We start from the raw sequence: 17541 nt of genomic DNA, 5'->3' as shown, positions 1-17541 counted from the left end.
TCTGGTTAATTGGTTAACCACTAAACATACATACTGGTTTTTATTTAGTGTGAGGAATGAACTGTGAAACAAGTTCATAGTAATGTTTTAATCTCAAGTGCAACTGCTTGTGTACTCTTAGCAGCCCAGCCAGCTTCGGCACAGACCACTCAAATTACTCAAGTACAACTAAGTCCTGCTGAGGGAGGAATTAGTGTCATTTTAAAGACCTCTGCTGGTGAGAAGCCCCAAGTATTTACCACACAGCGTGGTAACGCCCTAGTCGCAGATATTATTAATACCAAATTGCTTTTACTGCAAGGTAATAATTTCCGCCAAGAAAACCCCGCCCCCGGAATAGCATCGGTAGAAGTAAATCAATTAAATGCTAATAGTGTGCGTGTGACGGTCACTGGTAATGATACCGCTCCTAATAGTAAACCCGTCATGCGTCAAGATAACAGTCTGACCCTGAGCTTTACTTCTAGCAGAGACGCGACAACATCTATAACACCAAATACAGATACTACCGCAGCAGTACCTATAACCCCTGCTGCTACTCCAGTCGAACCAGGCAAAAAGATAGAAGTGCTAGTTCCTAACCCAGAAGTAACAATTGATGGAAAACCTGCACAACCAGCAGGACCTAATCAACCTTACAACCAAGCACCTCCCTTCTTGCCCAGAGCTGTTGCTCCCCCAGTAGGAGATATTACAGTATCTAACATTGATACTTCTCCTACCAGTATTGATTTAGGAACTCAGGAACGAGTGCCGCGTTTAGTATTGCGAGATGCGCCAGTTAGAGAAGTTTTATCACTGCTGGCTCGTGCTGCTGGTATGAACGTAGCTTATATAGGCAGCGAAGGAGCAGCAGCAACACCACCTGCGGGAGGCCAACTGGCTGCTACCACCAGTCAAACGATTTCTCTGGATATTGAAAATGAAGCAGTGCAAGATGTATTTAATTACGTTTTGCGTTTGAGTGCTTTAGAAGCTAACCGCAGTGGGAGAACGATTTTTGTCGGGGCTAAATTGCCTAATTCCACCCGTGATAATGTCATGCGGAGTTTGCGGCTGAATCAGGTAACGGTTGGTGTTGCTTTAAATTTTTTAGTTGCCTTGGGTGCAGAAAGCGCTGTTAGCCGTGAAAGACTGGTTACTAGCGTGAATGCTGTGCCTGTAGGTAGTGCTGCTAATGCCGCAATTACCCAAACTCAGACCACTACAGAAACAAAAATTGAGACGCAACGAATTGACTACAAAGATTCAGTACCCTTACTCAGAGGGTTACAAGCATCAGGAGACGAACGGACAAATTCTGTCACCTTAGTTGGAAATCCAAAAATAGTTGAGATGGCAATATCTCAACTCACTCAACTTGATGTCCGTCGTCGTCAAGTTGTGGTCAACGTCAAAATTATTGATGTCAACCTTTTAGGTATTCAAGACTATACCTCTAGCTTTTCCTTTGGGATTGGTGATAATTACTTCTCTAATGACGGGGGTGCAGCAACTTTTAATTTTGGTGGTTCTAGACCAGCTACCAGTAGTGAAGTGGCAAATAGTATCACTGACACACCTGTGATCACAAATCCAATTACAGGAGAGCCTTTCTTAAGTACCACTGAATCTACAACGCTTACAGGTGCAGGTCCCGGTACAACAATTATTAACCAATCTGCAAGTGTAGTGCCTCTAGGGGATGGCACTACACTTGCACCCGGAGGTATTAAAGTAATCCCTAACACAGATGCTACTACATTTACACCCATTTCATCGGCATCGAGTAATCCCCTACAACCAGGTTTTACATCAATTACTCAATCAACAAATAATATCATCACTATCAATGCAGATGGAACTACAAGCGTAACACAAGGTACTGCTGGCACAGCAACAGCATCTTTACCTTCTCTGTACAAATTCCCCAAACGTTTCCTTGCAAGTTTACAGGCTCAGGTACAAACTGGGAATGCGAAGATTTTGACTGATCCAACCTTAATTGTGCAGGAAGGACAGGATGCTGTAGTTAAGTTAACCTCAGAAGTATACGGAGGTATTAGAATCACCGACACACTGAGAGAACCAATCATCAAGGAAGCGGGTTTAACTCTAGCAGTTAAAGTAGAGAGGATTGATGACAATGGTTTCGTGTCCTTGTCTGTTGCACCAACTGTATCTGCATTTGCTAATAGTGCATCAACTCCTGATGGCAATATTGCCTTATTAGCAGCCAGAAGTCTTCAATCTGGTATACTTCGCTTACGAGATGGTCAAACCCTGATTTTATCCGGCATTATTCAAGACCAAGACCGAACTACTATTTCCAAGCTGCCTATCTTGGGTGATATTCCTCTGCTTGGGTCGCTGTTTAGAAAAACAAACAGACAGAATGAACGTAGGGAGGTAATTGTGTTACTCACACCGCAGGTAATGGATGACTCGGAGCGTTCTGCTTATGGTTATAACTACAATCCTAGTTCACAGGTGCGACAAATCCTGGAGCGTCGTGGGTTGAAGGTTCCTAATAATCGTTAAGTTGTGCAGATACCCGAATTTTTAGATCATTCGGGTATTTCAAATATGATCCATCCTTCTTTGTCTAGAGTAGTTCTCACTGCATTGTAAAAACAATGCTGCGCTATGTAACATTTCCTGACTCTGTAACCTCAAAACACTACTATCATTTTAGTTCTAAAGAAAAAAATAATCTTTATCCCCAATACCCAATCCCCAATCCCCAGTGCCTAGTAAGTTTTTATTCCTAAAAATAGGGTGTTTCCAGGGCAACAATGAAGCAAAAAACACAATAGATCCTGAAATCTATATAAATTAATGCTTTCATCTGTTCACTTCTGGCTACAACACCTTAGAATGATTCATTGAAAAGTCGAGCCAATCGGATTTACAGCGGTTTTGAGTGTAAATACTCTTAAGGGACGATTTTTGTAATTCTGCCAACAGAGATTTACGTAAAGATGTCATCTATCACATCTTTACGTAAATCCCAAGTAAACCTCAAGGAGTTTGATTATGAACAAGGGCGAATTAGTTGATGCAGTGGCTGAAAAGGCTAGTGTGACTAAAAAACAAGCAGATGCTGTCTTAAGTGCGGCCATAGAAACTATTATTGAGGCTGTTGCCTCTGGTGATAAAGTCACTTTGGTGGGATTTGGTTCTTTTGAATCACGGGAACGCAAAGCTCGTGAAGGTCGCAACCCAAAAACAAATGAGAAAATGGAAATACCGGCAACTAAGGTTCCTGCCTTCTCTGCTGGGAAACTATTTAGAGAAAGGGTAGCACCCCCAAAAGAGTAGGTTCTGTTCTAGCAAATCCATTTTTGATGCGGGAAAAAGCACACGGGGGAAATTTAGTTTGGGCAGCGGCATTAGCTGGCTGTCCCCCTGATGCTATTGTTGATTTTTCTGCCAGCATCAGCCCGTTGGGACCACCAAACAGCGTTATTGCTGCGATCACGTCCCAATTTGCTAATCTTAAGCACTATCCAGACCCAGATTATAGGGAACTCAAACTATCTCTGGGTCGCTTTCATAAAATACCTCTTGAGTGGATTTTGCCTGGCAATGGTTCAGCAGAATTACTAACTTTAGTAGGTAGAGAATTGGCGCATTTAGCGGCAACAATGTTAATTACTCCAGCCTTTGGTGACTATTACCGCACCCTAGCGGCTTACAATGCTAAAGTGCTGGAGTTTCCCGTTAATTTGGGGATTAGGGACTGGGGACTGGGAAAGATTTCTTCCTCTTTTCCCTTGTCTAGAAATTGTGGTTTGTTGCTAAATAATCCTCACAACCCGACAGGGAAGTTATTTTTACGAGATGAGATTTTGCCCTACCTGGAAGATTTTGCTTTGGTGGTGGTGGATGAGGCGTTTATGGATTTTCTCCCTCCTGATGAGGAACAAAGCTTGATTGGGTTGGTGCAGGAATATGAGAATTTGGTGATATTACGATCGCTCACAAAATTTTACAGTTTACCGGGGTTAAGGTTAGGATATGTGATCGCTCACCCTGACCGTCTGGCTAAATGGCAATCATGGCGAGATCCTTGGCCAGTAAATATCTTAGCCGCAGCCGCAGCCATAGCAGCACTTCAAGATACAGAATTTCAACAACTAAGCTGGAAATGGCTACCAGACGCACGCAATCAACTTTTTCAAGGTTTAGTCCAACTTCCGGGATTAAACCCCCTAGAAGGCGCTGTTAATTACCTATTAGTAGAGTCTCAACAGTCTACCTCTGAGTTACAAACAAAATTACTTCAACAGCACCAGGTTTTTATTCGTGATTGTCTTAGCTTTAAAGAATTGGGCGATCACTTTTTCCGCATCGCTGTCCGTTCGGAATCTGATAACCAACGCTTGCTAACAGCCCTTAAATCAGTTATCAGTTATCAGTATGGGGACTGGGGGAGATGAGCGAGATGGGGTAGTAATTTTCCTAATGCCCAATGCCCAATGCCCAATGCCCAATGCCCAATGACCAATGAAAATTGATTATGATGTCGTAATTGTTGGTGGCAGTATAATTGGATACTACGCTGCCTTAACGGCAACCCAACTACAGGCCAAAGTTGCCTTGGTACAGCCTCAAGTCAACTATGAATTTAATTATCATTACGCACTCAGTGAAATTGCTAAAATGATGCAGCATTGCCTTGATGTCGCAGATTTGGGAATTATTACACAACCAGATACTGAATTAAATGGGACGAATAGCGATACAATACTAGCTGACAAATCAGAAATATCAATACATCAAGCCCGCTACATTAACCCTTGGAAACAAGCGATAATGTATGCTGATGCGATCACTACAAATCTCAACCAAGTTAATTCTCTCGCTAATTTAGCTACTCAAGGAGTTGATGTCATTATTGGTAATGGTGAATTTTCATCTTCTCCCCAACTTAGTTTTGCAGTTAATAACCGAATTTTAAACGCGCGTACCTATTTACTTGCTTGTGGTTCGCTTTCCAAAATTCCCGACATTGCAGGTTTGAAAACCACTGGTTATGTAACTCTTACTAATATTTGGCAATCGTTAGAAAAACCTAATCCGCCAAAAAATTGGGTAATTCTTGGTGGGTTACCTCAAAGTATGGAAATTGCGCAAACTTTAGCCCGTTTAGGTTGCAATATCACTCTGATATTTAATCATCCCAGCGTTTTCTCTCATCTTGACCCAGAATTAGCCCAGTTATTGATAGCACAATTAGAAGCTGATGGTGTGTGTGTCTTGAATCAAATAATAGTCACTCAAGTGCGACAAGTTGAAGATAAAAAATGGGTTCAAGCTGGAGATAAAGCCATTGAAACTGATGAAATTTTAGTTGCTACTGGACAACAACCAAATATAGGAAATTTGAATTTAACAGCAGTAGGAGTAAAATGTCGTCCACGCGGTTTAGTGGTTAATGACAAACTACAAACTACAAATCAACGCATTTATGCTTGTGGTGATGTTATAGGTGGTTATGATATTGCCAATATCGCTAATTATGAAGCCAAAATCGCTGTCAACAATGCTCTATTCTTTCCGAGATTGGCAGTTAATTATAATTATATTCCTTGGATGATATCTTCTCAACCAATGGTAGCCCAAGTGGGGTTAACAGAATTGCAAGCTAAACGCCAATATGGTAAACAGGAAGTTTTAGTTTTAAGACAATATTTTAAAACACTAGCAGCAGCCCAAGTTCAAGACAATATTACAGGTATTTGTAAACTAACTTCCTTAGAAAATGGCAAAATTTTGGGATGTTCTATATTGGGTACAGCCGCAGGAGAGTTAATTAATTTAATTGCTTTGGCAATGTCGCAAAATCTGAAAATTCAGCATTTAGCAAAAATAGCTGCTGTTTATCCCAGTTTCTCGGAAACATTAGAACAAACTGTACGAGAATGGAGTAATATAAAACTTTCTAAAAACCACAGGTTACAAGAATTTCTACAAAGTTTCTTCCATTTTCGTCGTGATTGGAATTTATAGGATTTTTTTTAACGCGGAGGAACGCAGAGAGTTTTCTGTAATTATTTGGTTCGTTCTTTCTGACGCTTTTGGGTTTTTTCTGTTAAAGCAACGCTACCGATGCCTTGTAGAACACCACGTCCAATTAAACCTAAACCCCGACCAATTATTTGTGTTAGTATGAAAACAATTCCATTTCCTACAAAAGATAATAGAGATTGTAAACGAGGTGTGATCGCATCCCGGAGTTCTAGCAGTAATGTCACCATTAGTGGCACACCAGAAAGCTTTGCTAATTCCTGATTACGAGGTGAGTAAATTGATATTTTAGCAATACCACGAGGTGCAAATACGAATAGTTCATAGCGACTTTCAAAAATTGCTTGTGGTTCATTAACATAATTATTTAATCTGTATTTCCAAGATAAATTATTTCTAAATCGTTCAATTTCTCTGGTAGAGATAAAGTGACGATCATATAAATTTTGTTTAATCGTTTCTACGTCTGCCAGAGAATTTAATAATGGTTGTAATACCCCATTAGCAATCTGAATCAATAAGTTCTCCAAAATCATTGATCCTTGGGAATTTGCTGGTTCACTACCAGCCGAATATGATATATTATCAATATATAAATCTGTTTGGCAAAGTAAATAAGAAAATAATTCCTCAACTAAAGGAATTTTATTTAAAATTTCAGTTTCTACACCGACTGCATTATTTAATAAGAAATTCACTATTTCTATATCTATATCTCCTACATTGATTTGAGATAACTGGATATAAAAATCTTTAATTGCCGATTGCCATAAATTATTTAATATTTGATTTTTTAAGTCAGATAATTGCTGAATTTTAACTTCGGATTTACGCAGTTTATTTAGTTGTTTAGATACTTGTTGTAAGATAATATAAAGTAACTGCCTTTTTTTGTCTTCCCGTAAAATATCAATTTCTAAAGGTATATCTGTGACATTTGGTAAAGGGAATTGGAGTTTATTAATACAGGATGCAAATAGCGTAGATTGTAGTGCTTTGGGACTCAGTAAAGGCGGTACAAAAGTTTGTATCTGTTGTGATTCTGGTTTAGCAATCAGGTTAGGATAAGGAATAGATAATGGTAGTGGTGGAGATGTTTGTGTTGGTTGTCTTTCTTCTGGTGCAGCTAATAAGTGATTAACCAGCCATTGCGCAGCTAACAATTCTCGGCGATGTCCTGCGAGAATAGCTTTATCTAATAGAGGCAGTCCAGGTATTTTTAATTGGGTGGTGACTGCGGTGAGGGTATGATTAATGTGGTTAATTCCTGAGAAACGGATATGATTCCGTAGTTTAGCAAAAGGTAAATGAGATGATGAAGAGTTTACTATTCCTGTTGTTCCCAACCAATAATAACCACCATTTACTAGTTCTTCCATGATGGGAACTAATTCAGAAATGGATATACCTTTGGGACAATAGCCATTTACACCTGTATTCTGTGCCGCTAACAGCATTTCTTGTGTAGAAACAGAACTCAGAAGCAAAATAGGAATATGAGAATATAAAGCTTTGAGTTGTCTGCAAAATTGCAAACCCAACTGTTGAGAGTCTATAGAAATTCCATTCCCTAACTCTAAAACTATTAAATTTACTTGGTTAAGGTCTGAAGCTGCAATTTCCGCTAACACCTGTAAAGCTGCGGTATGTGTAGGAACATCGGCCAAAATTTGTAGATGGGGGATTGTTTCTAGAGCTACCCTTAATCCTAGACGAAAGATGGGATCCGGGTCGATTAACAATAATTTTAAGGCTAAAGGGTGATCGCTCATAGTCAAGTCAAATACATATAGACTTTCCAAGCATCTCTTGTCAGTGGAAAAAGGCAAAACGCAGAACGCAATACATTATTCCCCTCATCTCCCCACACTCTTGTCACCTGTCACCCTTGTTTCCTATGAGTTACGATGTCCAAAGAAATTAATAGTGTAGGCAATAATCTTTACTCCTGTTTGTGCTTCAACCTGCTGAATTAACTCTGCTGGTAGTTCTATATGTACGTCCAGGATTTGATTTGTATCCACACAGTTAACATGGCTATGAGCATCATTAATATTGCCGTATAAACGCCCGTCGCAATGTTCAATACACTCAATAATACCTTGACTGGATAAGGCTTCTAAATTTTGATAAACAGAAGTATGACCAATCTCTTTACCTTGTTGGTTTAAGCGATCATATATCTCTCTAGCAGAAAGATGTTCATTCGCTTGCCAAAGTAATTCTAGAATAAAACGGCGCTGGCGGCTGACGCGCATACCCAGCATTTGACACCGATGGAGAGCATCTTCTAAGGAACTAATTGCTTTTGTAGAAATAGCTGGCTTTTGCATATTTCAGTTTTCAGTATGGGGATATCTTTCCCCTTCAATGACGATTGTTATTTTTCCTATGCCCGGATATTACATACAACTGTTTTGCTTGTACCTGTGTATTTGTCATTTAATGTCTTATTAATCACAGGCTTGAGCAGGGTTCGCTGTTGATTAACAGTTGTATTGTCACATCTTCAATCTAAAACAAAGTCATTACAACTTTAGCTTATAAAGGCTGCAAATGTCCAGGTTAGGGCAGGTGTATTTTTTTGTAGGTAAAAAGACTAAAAATACAAAAAAATTTAACACCAAAGATAAAATAAATGTGTAGGATATTACCCCAAAGTCCAGGGAGCAGCACCATCAGTAAATAGACAGTAGCATCAAGTCCTAAAAACTGCTACTGTGTATTGTCGATCTTATTTTTGATCCATCAAGAAAGCACCCAACAGTCAATGACAACAACAATCACAATCAACCTCAAAAACGACTCCATCAACAATCTGGATTTGTCACCTGCACTAACGGTAATTGAACCACTCCTGCATGAGGAATCCATTACATCCTATGAACAGCAATTATGCTTTGAAATTAGCTACGCACGGGAAGCCAATGATCCACGGGAGCTTTCAGAAATTCCAGAGGTAAGGTTGTGGTTTGTGCGTTTAGATGCAAAGTATCCATGGTTGCCATTTTTACTAGACTGGAAAGCTGGAGAATTAGCTCGTTACTCTGCCATGCTAGTACCTCATCAGTTTAGTTCTAAAGAAGGTATACAGTACAACCCTGAAGCTTTAGAAATCTTCTTGATGCAGAAAATTTTTATTTTGAGCGATTGGTTAAAACAGCAAAGTATCCCTACTCAATTTCGGCTCAAGTCTCTAGCACAAATCCTGGGTTATGAATTAGAAGATGCTTTCTTTGAAATGATTGAAAAAAGTAATTCGTAATTCGTAATAATGCCTCCGGCTTCTGTCAGGGATAGGCAATTCGTAATTACTAATTCACTCCTCTGTCCCATGCCCCATACTCTAATTTTGAATTGAAGCAAAGCGGTGGTCAACCACCCCAGATTTTTTCTAAAACCGTTGGAGGTGGAATATCTACTGTTTTTCCGCTATGGGATTTAATTGCTAGGAATTTATCACTTTTTGGTAATAACTTGTCTGCATCTGTAGAACTCAGTAGAGCGATAGTATATGTTTGTACAGCGACCGCAAGTTGTAGCGGCCCATTCTCGATAGACAACATTAAACTAGCACCACTAATTATGGCGGTTAATTTGCCAATATCATCAGGAGAGGTGATTTTGAGATTTGAACAAGATTCCAGAAGCACACGCACAAAATTCTCATCATCAGCTTCTTTAATCAGCACTATCGGTAACTCCGGCTGTTTGTGTTGACAATCTTGGATAATTTGCTGCCAACTCGCTATAGGATAGCTTGTATCTGCGCCATCAATTTGGGACGAATGGCTAGAGCCACCATAGATTAGGATGTAACCTGTTTCATGGATACCTAAACGTTTTTGTTCTTGTTGCGCCCATTGAATATCAGGTTTAGGGACATTAGCTGTTAACTCTGGACAAGGTGTTTTAATGCCCACAGGTTTTAATAGATCATGATACATCGCTGCTACATATTGGGATGTATTTCGCCTGATGGTGTTGGTGAGAAAACCTGCACCTTTCCCTTTGTAGCCAATGCGTGTGGGAATTCCAGTCAACCAGAGAAATAAACCTATAAACCAACTTTCTCCAGTAGTCATAGCGACATCATATTCGCGATCGCGAATCGTACCAACTAAGTTACCCCAATCTGCTAGACTGTTGTGATCGCTGTAATCAAAGGTCAATACCTCGTGAACTGACTTGCTCAGTCGGTAGGCAGCCTTTGACTGGGATTCCACAATGACATCTATCTGTGCGTCGGGATAATAACGCTTCAGATCATCCAAAGTGGGAAAAAAGAGAATTTGGTCACTAATTGAACCAGGTACAAAAGCTACTACTCGCATAAATAATATATTATTGACGCTTATTGCTCCTTATTTTAGGGGAATATAGGTAATATCGTTTGACTTTTAAATTACTACATCAGAATAAGCTGTTCAAGAACAGGGTGAAATAGGAACTGATTCAGGCTCCCTTTTTTTGATGAAATTCAGCAGATCTTAACCATAATCAATCAAATGGCTGATACAATGGCTATAACCGCAATGAAGTGCATAAAAATAAATGATAAATTAATCCCAGCAATTAAGGACGGCGTAGGTAAATCTTTCAAATCCAGGGGATTTCTGGTGATATCGTTAAGATATTCAAAGGAAGTTCCTACCTCTCTACTAATTGAAGTAGTATAATTAGTGGAGAGGTAGGAAAATTAACTTGGTGTGAAAAAAATGGTAGAAGGGAATTTTGAGGGTGTAGCAAAAGGAAAAATCTACTAAATTAACTATATTCGAGAATATCCACATCGTAGAAAACAAATACTGGGAATAACTAACCATCAGTTTCAAGACTTGTTAGCCCAAGGTGAAATGCAGCATAAAAAACTTCAAGGTGACATAGAAAGTAAAAACATAGGTATAAATCAGAAAGGAGCAGGGGGGAAAGGGAAACTAGAGATAAAACAACAGGTATGTCTATCCTTATTCTATTGGAGGAAAATGCCAACATTTGAGGTTTTAGGTTTGCATTTCGGTATATAGAAAACGGAAGCAAAGGACACATTTCATTACTGGCTATAGATATTAGGAAATGTTTTCCCTGCTAGTCTCCTTGAACAGGTAGAAAAACATGATAGTGATTATGCCATGGCGACTCAGAACAAAAGGCAGGAAATAAAGAGTTTTCCACCAAGGGTATTTTTGTTGAATAGGTCATTAGACTTGTAAAAATATTCTGCGTACCTCAACAAAGATTTCCCCTGAATTCCCCAATTTACTCACAAGTAATTCTTACTAACTATTTGTGGTTTAGTCACATTAGGAATTGGTTCATTAGTTTTGCCCATTTCATAAATGTTATGGAAATGTTATGGATATGAGGTCAGTTATAAATTTGTCATCAACATCTTCATGGATAGGAACTATCAGTTACTATTCCCAACCCTGATTCTTTCCTTGGCTCTTTCCTAATCTTAACACTATGGAAAGCCAGACACAGACTCCTTTCTAAATTTTCGGCCGTGTCTAGTAATTAATATAGGATAGGTAAAAAACTACTAGTCAAGGCGACCCCGGAAACTAAACCGAGAGAACGAGATAAGGTGACTAAGCTCGAAGCAGTACCTAAGTTGTTTGCAGGTACGGCAGCTATCAATAGGCTCACCTAATTTTCCCACTCTAGGTACAGCAACCGTAAGCACTAAATTCTCAATTAAAAGAACCCATTGTATGGTTTCAAAATCAGATTGGAAAACATCATAAAACACTGGGAAGTTTTTGATTCTACTCCTAAGATACTATATAGGTCTTCTTCAAATTTACCGTGTATTGTCATAACCATAGTCTGGATTAAGGCTTTAGCTTTTAGTAGTATTTCTTGAAATTCCATTTCTGGGTCAGAAAGTGCTACAATACCACCACCGACACCAATAGAAGTTCCATCAGGAGTGAAAATAGCAGTGCGAATAACTATGTTCAAATCGCTTGCACCATTCAATCCCAAAAAGCCGATTGCTCCTGAATATACTCCCCGTGCTTCTTGCTCGAGTCTGTCAATAATTTGCATGGTTCTAATCTTGGGTGCTCCTGTCATCGAGCCCCCTGGAAATGCTGCATGAATACAATCTACGGCTTGGAGGTTTGATGGCAAATGTCCACGGATAGTTGTTACCAATTGATGCACTGTGGCATAGGTTTCTACATCCATTAATTTTGGTACATGAACGCTACCTACTTCACAAACCCGTCCTAAATCATTACGTAATAAATCGACTATCATAAGATTTTCAGCCTGGTCTTTTTCGCTGTTTCGCAGTCGTTCCTGTAAAATGAAATCTTCTTCGGGGTTATCTCCTCGTCGTAGCGTACCTTTTATGGGCTTGGTTTCCACCCACCCCTGGCGATCAATTTGCATAAATCGTTCTGGAGAAGAACAGGCGATCGCAATCTCTCCAAACCGCAAAAACGCAGAGTATGGCGCAGGATTAATCTGACGTAATCGGCGGTAAAATGTCAAGGGATCAGGGCTGATATCAGCGTGAAGTTGATTAGTCAAACAAACTTGATAAGTTTCTCCTTCATGAATTTCCTCTAAACAATGGTGAATGTCATTAATATAATTTTGGTAAGAACGACTTAAATATAACCTTACTGGTTCACCATTTCCCTGTGCTACAAGTGGAGGAAGAGGATTCAAAATTTTTAATTGTTGTTGGATCGTATCAAACCAAGTTCCTGCCTGTTGTGTTTGTCCTGTTTTGACTAATTCCAGCAAATAAAGACACTGTTCTTCGTGATCTATAGCAATCATGCGATCAGCTAGTAAAAAAATTGCATCTGGTAATGGTGAAGAATGTACCAATTTTGCTCCACACTCTGCATTGAGTTCATAACCAAAATAACCCACAAATCCGCAGTTAAAATCAAAAGGTAACTCATCACTTTGACAACTTCGGAGTCCAATTTCCCGTTTGAGAAATTCAAAAATACTTTCGGTGCGACGCGTGACCTTATCTGATTGTGTGATGATCAGTTCTTGAGTTTGAGTATGGTAACGCACCAATAAACTGTTTTTCCCTTTGCCATCACCCATAAATGAGAAGCGAGACAGACCCGGTTCTACTCGACTACTATCTAACCAAAAGCTATTTGGTTCTTCCTGAAATAAATGGACAAATATCTGTTCTGTATTCGGGCAAATATCTAACTTTCTGGTATAAAGTTCAAACCTCTCTTCCTGTTGGTACATGTCCTCAACAGAAGAATAAAGAGACTGATATCCTGGAAAATAATATTTTGATTCTGAACTTATTGATAATTTCTTTGTAAATAGCAGCGTGATATCTCTAAAATTGTTTAATAATGTTGTTCCATATTCTGTACAAATAGATTCGGGATGAAACTGTACACCCCAAAAGGGTAGATACCGATGGCGTAATCCCATTACTAATCCGTCTTCAGTCCAAGCAATTTTTTCTAAACACTCAGGTAATTCATCTGCAACTAACAAAGAGTGATATCGCACCACAGAAAATGGACTAGGAATACCTTGGAATAATTCAGATTCATTGTGATGAATTTTACTTATTCTCCCGTGCCTAACTTCCGGTGCATGAATCACTTTAGCACCATGTAGGTAGCCAATCCCTTGATGTCCCAGACATACTCCCAATAAAGGAACATCTACATTATTTTCAATAATTTGCCGACAAACTCCAAAATCTTCCGACTTTTCTGGGCGGCCTGGACCAGGAGAAATCACAATATTGTCAAAGGCAATTTTTTTTAGTTCATCCCAGGTTACTTCATTATTACGAATTACTAAGGGATAGTTTCCATTTACCTCAGCAATCATCTGATACAAATTGAAGGTATAAGAATCATAATTATCAACAATTAATGTTTGCATGTTTTTTATTGATTAGATATTCTTATGAGAATGTCTGAAAAAAACAACGGCCAATATAATATTGATTCCCAGCGCCAAGGATGTAGCCTGCCTCCTGTAAGATACGCGACTATACAAACAGGATTTACTTACATGGGATAAAAAAACTTTAACCATACAGCTAGGAAGATACTAGATGCATAAGTGACTTGTCAATCCCTTGAACGTAAACTTAGATCTTAAATTGCGTAGGTGATCGCTTCGCTGCAACTCACTCTTGTTTCAAGCAGGTCTAACCCGGATTTTTGACAAGAGAAAAAATCATTTGGACAACAATCTGTGGACTTTGACAGGTGAATATTGACAACTATGCAACGCCAAAAAAAGCAGTAGAGTATAAATTACTAATCCCCAATTGCCAATTATGGAGAAATGTTGTGTATTTATTAATTCCTGCCGCAGGTAGTGGCAAAAGAATGGGTGCTGACCGGAATAAACTTTTATTACAAGTACACTCAAAATCTCTGATTGCTTGGACTTTGTTAGCTGCGGAAGCTGCGAGTTCTATTAGTTGGATTGGGATTATTTCTCAACCGCATGACTGGGAAGACTTTAAAGGCATTATAGCGGATTTAAAGCTCACTAAACCAGTAGAATTAATTACTGGTGGTGCCACCCGCCAAGAGTCGGTTTATAATGGCTTGTTGGCGTTACCAGACGCTGCGAAACAAGTATTAATTCATGATGGGGCGCGGTGTATAGCTACACCGAATTTGCTCAATGCTTGTGCGGAAGCTATTCTTCATTGTCCTGGGTTAATTGCTGCTATACCTGTGAAAGACACCATCAAAGTTGTGGATGAAAGTGGCATAATTCAAAGTACACCAGATCGAGAACAACTTTGGGCGGCTCAAACTCCCCAGGGATTTGATGTTAAGTTGTTGAAACAATGTCATGCTGAGGGTGTGCGACAAGGATGGGAAGTGACAGATGATGCAGCTTTGTTTGAAAAATGCGGGATTAAAGTACGCATAGTGCCAGGAGAGGAAACAAATTTGAAAGTGACAACTCCTCAAGATTTAGTGATCGGTCAATTTATCCTTAGTCACAGGGAATAGGTGATAAGTGACAGGTGTCTCAATATGTCCAAGAAAAATATAGCTATAGGAATCAAAATAGAAGCAATTCTTTATTTAAAGGGTAAACCCTTGTCTTTGAGTGAAATTGCTGAGTATGCTGGGTGCGATCGCCCGACAGTGGAAGAAAGCATAATTGAACTTATGGATAATTATGCCCGTCGAGATAGCGCCCTCGAAGTCGTAGAAACCGAAAATGGTTATAGCTTGCAACTGAGGTCAGATTTTCATGACTTGGTGCAAACTTTGATACCTGTAGAATTGGCAGTAGGACCTTTGCGGACATTAGCTGCGATCGCTCTCCACAATCCCATACTCCAAAGCGATTTGATTAATTTACGTGGTTCAGGAGTATACCAGCACGTTCCTAAACTGGTGGAATTAGGTTTTGTTCGCAAACGTCGAGACAGCGATTCCCGTTCATATTCATTACAAGTGACACCGAAATTTCACCAATATTTTCAAATCGATCAACTCCCCCAAGTGTTTCCCAGAGATGAAAAGGAACAACAGCTAGAACTAAAATTAAATATTCAAAGAGAATCAGTACACAGCGTAGAGGTTACAGAGAAGATGGAGTGAATAACCACTGACAACTGATAACTGATAACTGATAACTGATAACTGATAACTGATAACTGATAACTGATAACTGATAACTGATAACTGATAAATGCGCTAGGCTTGTACTATGGTTTAGAGTAGAATTAGCAACTAAGCTAAAAAAAATTGCCAATGGTGTTTGATCCTGACTTTTTGAACAACAACTCTGAGGAACACACTAATCAGCTTCTGAACGAACACTTTGGGGAACACCCGAATCAACTACTTAAATATTTACAGCACCAGTCTCCCGAAGTTCTAGCCCGTGTAGCTCAGTCTGTCACCCCAGAAATTAAGCAAATCATTTCCCAGAATGTCCAAGGACTAGTAGGAATGCTACCAGCAGAAAGTTTTAACGTCCAAATTACAACAGATCGGGATAACTTAGCTGGGCTGTTAGCATCAGCAATGATGACCGGGTACTTTCTACGCCAGATGGAACAAAGGATGCAATTAGATCATTTATCTAATCAATAGTCAAGAGTACAAACGTCAGCAGCCGAGCCTGTACTTTTAACTATTTGTGAGGGTAAGTTCCTGAGCGTATTTTGAAGATTTGAGTTTTGCCGTTGCGGTGGACTTCAATTGTCAGAATGTCACCGACTGTACTAAACTCAATAATTTTCTGTGCTTGGGCTAAACTTTTAATTGGTTTGCCATTGATTTTTTGAATCACATCGCCTATGAGTAAACCAGCCTTTTGTGCTGGGGAATTTGCCACAATTCCTTTAATGGCAAAACTGACATCAAGCTGAATGTTGAGTTGCTTTTTTTGATTCAATTCTTGTTTTTTGGCAGGTGAAAGCTCTGCCATTTCAATTCCTGAAAAGGGGTGTTCTGCTTTTCCTTTGGTAAATAACTCATGAGCTATGCGGGCAGCAGTTTCAATGGGAATAGCAAAACCAAGTCCTTGAGCGTCGGTGCGGATGGCGGTATTAATGCCAATAACTTCTCCTTGGGTGTTTAAGAGAGGGCCGCCAGAGTTACCAGGGTTTATTGCTGCATCGGTTTGGATAAAACTTACCCGCTTATCAGGAACACCAACTTGGGCACTAGTACGGTCGGTGGCGCTAATGATACCAATAGTAACAGTATTATCTAAACCTAAAGGATTACCAATAGCGATTGCCCACTGTCCAGGAATTAAGTTTTGCGAATTCCCTAATTTCACCGTCGGTAAATTATCAGCGGCAATTTTGACCACTGCGACGTCGGTTATAGTATCAATTCCTACCACCTTACCATCAAAAGTTCGCCCGTCCTTGAGCGTAACTTGTACGGTATCAGTATTATCTACTACATGAGCATTCGTTAGTAACTGACCATTGGCGCTTAAAATGAACCCCGATCCTGTACCACGCTCAATTCGTTCCGAAGGAATTGGTTCTTCATCTTCCCCAAAAAAACGCTTTAACATAGAGTTGTCAAATGCGCCAAAAATTGGATTTGCTACTTTACGAGTAGCATTAATTCGTACAACTGCCGATCCTACTTTTTGTACAGCAGTAGCAATAAAGTTGACATTATCACTCTTAGTAGAGTTAGTTGCTCCATCAATAGGATAGGGAACAACTGCTTCTGGAGGTAAAGCCACTGTGACATTTTCTAACTCTTGAAATGAGTGATGCTGGGGCAAAAAATAGCGACTGCCAAATACACCTCCACCTCCACCAACAGCTACTAAAAACAAGTAAACGACTAGTTGCTTCACAGATAACTTCATATTAATTAATTAAGAATAATTGCGCTCACAGAAAGACAGTTACTAATTTCTAAGTGTAGTTAACTAAATCATAAGTGAACAAATTAATTTACAGAAATTGAATACAATTCATGACAATGCTTCTCGGTGAAGAGAGGAAGAGGTAAATTCCTCAACCCAATTCATAACTTTCTTTTTTGACAAAGTGAGTAGTAA

The 17541-nt window shown here is 39.4% G+C and carries 14 protein-coding genes; 9 read left to right on the top strand and 5 right to left on the bottom strand.

The features are described 5' to 3' along the window. Positions 1–63 precede the first annotated feature (63 nt). From AAZO_RS01510 to AAZO_RS01495, 4 genes are all read left to right on the top strand, one after another. Positions 64–2520, top strand: coding sequence for a type IV pilus secretin family protein (locus AAZO_RS01510; RefSeq protein WP_013189922.1), 2457 nt, complete (start codon positions 64–66; stop codon positions 2518–2520). Positions 2521–3015: 495 nt separating this feature from the next. Continuing rightward, complete coding sequence (locus AAZO_RS01505; protein WP_013189921.1) at positions 3016–3300, top strand: HU family DNA-binding protein; 285 nt, start codon at positions 3016–3018, stop codon at positions 3298–3300. A 26-nt stretch (positions 3301–3326) separates the two neighbouring features. Continuing rightward, positions 3327–4421, top strand: coding sequence for a threonine-phosphate decarboxylase CobD (cobD, locus tag AAZO_RS01500; RefSeq protein ID WP_013189920.1), 1095 nt, complete (start codon positions 3327–3329; stop codon positions 4419–4421). 67 nt (positions 4422–4488) lie between these two features. Further along, complete coding sequence (locus AAZO_RS01495) at positions 4489–5994, top strand: dihydrolipoyl dehydrogenase family protein (RefSeq protein ID WP_013189919.1); 1506 nt, start codon at positions 4489–4491, stop codon at positions 5992–5994. A gap of 41 nt (positions 5995–6035) precedes the next feature. Here the strand turns inward: AAZO_RS01495 and AAZO_RS01490 are convergent, their stop codons facing one another. Both AAZO_RS01490 and AAZO_RS01485 read right to left on the bottom strand, forming a co-directional pair. After that, positions 6036–7784: a DUF3685 domain-containing protein gene (locus AAZO_RS01490; RefSeq protein WP_013189918.1), complete on the bottom strand. Its 1749-nt coding sequence runs from the start codon at positions 7782–7784 to the stop codon at positions 6036–6038. 123 nt (positions 7785–7907) lie between these two features. Beyond that, entirely contained in the window at positions 7908–8345 is a 438-nt protein-coding gene (locus tag AAZO_RS01485) for a Fur family transcriptional regulator (RefSeq protein ID WP_013189917.1), read from the bottom strand. Between the two features lie 437 nt (positions 8346–8782). Here AAZO_RS01485 and AAZO_RS01480 point away from each other — a divergent pair, with 437 nt between their 5' ends. Next, a complete protein-coding gene (locus tag AAZO_RS01480) occupies positions 8783–9277 on the top strand; it encodes a CRR6 family NdhI maturation factor (RefSeq protein ID WP_013189916.1) in 495 nt (164 codons plus the stop codon). 109 nt (positions 9278–9386) lie between these two features. Here AAZO_RS01480 and AAZO_RS01475 read toward each other — a convergent pair whose 3' ends face one another. After that, positions 9387–10346: a glycosyltransferase family 9 protein gene (locus tag AAZO_RS01475; RefSeq protein ID WP_013189915.1), complete on the bottom strand. Its 960-nt coding sequence runs from the start codon at positions 10344–10346 to the stop codon at positions 9387–9389. Positions 10347–10868: 522 nt separating this feature from the next. Between AAZO_RS01475 and AAZO_RS36310 the strand changes: the two genes are divergently transcribed. Next, positions 10869–11039, top strand: coding sequence for a helix-turn-helix domain-containing protein (locus AAZO_RS36310; RefSeq protein WP_228371432.1), 171 nt, complete (start codon positions 10869–10871; stop codon positions 11037–11039). Between the two features lie 670 nt (positions 11040–11709). Here AAZO_RS36310 and pabB read toward each other — a convergent pair. Then, the gene (pabB, locus tag AAZO_RS01465) at positions 11710–13905 is read right to left on the bottom strand and encodes an aminodeoxychorismate synthase component I (protein WP_013189914.1); all 2196 of its coding nucleotides are present in this window, start codon (positions 13903–13905) and stop codon (positions 11710–11712) included. Between the two features lie 416 nt (positions 13906–14321). Between pabB and ispD the strand changes: the two genes are divergently transcribed. From ispD to AAZO_RS01450, 3 genes are all read left to right on the top strand, one after another. Next, positions 14322–15002 (top strand): 2-C-methyl-D-erythritol 4-phosphate cytidylyltransferase, encoded by a 681-nt coding sequence (ispD, locus tag AAZO_RS01460; protein WP_013189913.1) that lies wholly within the window; start codon positions 14322–14324, stop codon positions 15000–15002. 24 nt (positions 15003–15026) lie between these two features. Then, complete coding sequence (gene scpB, locus AAZO_RS01455; protein WP_013189912.1) at positions 15027–15602, top strand: SMC-Scp complex subunit ScpB; 576 nt, start codon at positions 15027–15029, stop codon at positions 15600–15602. 153 nt (positions 15603–15755) lie between these two features. Continuing rightward, the gene (locus AAZO_RS01450; protein WP_013189911.1) at positions 15756–16100 is read left to right on the top strand and encodes a DUF760 domain-containing protein; all 345 of its coding nucleotides are present in this window, start codon (positions 15756–15758) and stop codon (positions 16098–16100) included. Between the two features lie 40 nt (positions 16101–16140). Here AAZO_RS01450 and AAZO_RS01445 read toward each other — a convergent pair whose 3' ends face one another. Further along, the gene (locus AAZO_RS01445; protein WP_013189910.1) at positions 16141–17346 is read right to left on the bottom strand and encodes an HhoA/HhoB/HtrA family serine endopeptidase; all 1206 of its coding nucleotides are present in this window, start codon (positions 17344–17346) and stop codon (positions 16141–16143) included. Positions 17347–17541: the final 195 nt, after the last annotated feature.

It is taken from the genome of 'Nostoc azollae' 0708 (assembly GCF_000196515.1).
GTDB lineage: Bacteria > Cyanobacteriota > Cyanobacteriia > Cyanobacteriales > Nostocaceae > Trichormus_B > Trichormus_B azollae.
This window is presented reverse-complemented; position numbering and strand designations above follow the sequence as displayed.

What these genes read in the sequence shown, in the direction of transcription:
- AAZO_RS01505 (WP_013189921.1), top strand. Translation starts at nt 3,016, where the DNA reads ATGAACAAGGGCGAATTAGTTGATGCAGTGGCTGAAAAGGCTAGTGTG.
- scpB (WP_013189912.1), top strand. Translation starts at nt 15,027, where the DNA reads ATGTCCAAGAAAAATATAGCTATAGGAATCAAAATAGAAGCAATTCTT.
- AAZO_RS01480 (WP_013189916.1), top strand. Translation starts at nt 8,783, where the DNA reads ATGACAACAACAATCACAATCAACCTCAAAAACGACTCCATCAACAAT.
- AAZO_RS01450 (WP_013189911.1), top strand. Translation starts at nt 15,756, where the DNA reads ATGGTGTTTGATCCTGACTTTTTGAACAACAACTCTGAGGAACACACT.
- AAZO_RS01445 (WP_013189910.1), bottom strand. Translation starts at nt 17,346, where the DNA reads ATGAAGTTATCTGTGAAGCAACTAGTCGTTTACTTGTTTTTAGTAGCT.
- pabB (WP_013189914.1), bottom strand. Translation starts at nt 13,905, where the DNA reads ATGCAAACATTAATTGTTGATAATTATGATTCTTATACCTTCAATTTG.
- cobD (WP_013189920.1), top strand. Translation starts at nt 3,327, where the DNA reads ATGCGGGAAAAAGCACACGGGGGAAATTTAGTTTGGGCAGCGGCATTA.
- AAZO_RS01490 (WP_013189918.1), bottom strand. Translation starts at nt 7,784, where the DNA reads ATGAGCGATCACCCTTTAGCCTTAAAATTATTGTTAATCGACCCGGAT.
- AAZO_RS01475 (WP_013189915.1), bottom strand. Translation starts at nt 10,346, where the DNA reads ATGCGAGTAGTAGCTTTTGTACCTGGTTCAATTAGTGACCAAATTCTC.
- AAZO_RS36310 (WP_228371432.1), top strand. Translation starts at nt 10,869, where the DNA reads ATGCAGCATAAAAAACTTCAAGGTGACATAGAAAGTAAAAACATAGGT.
- AAZO_RS01485 (WP_013189917.1), bottom strand. Translation starts at nt 8,345, where the DNA reads ATGCAAAAGCCAGCTATTTCTACAAAAGCAATTAGTTCCTTAGAAGAT.
- AAZO_RS01495 (WP_013189919.1), top strand. Translation starts at nt 4,489, where the DNA reads ATGAAAATTGATTATGATGTCGTAATTGTTGGTGGCAGTATAATTGGA.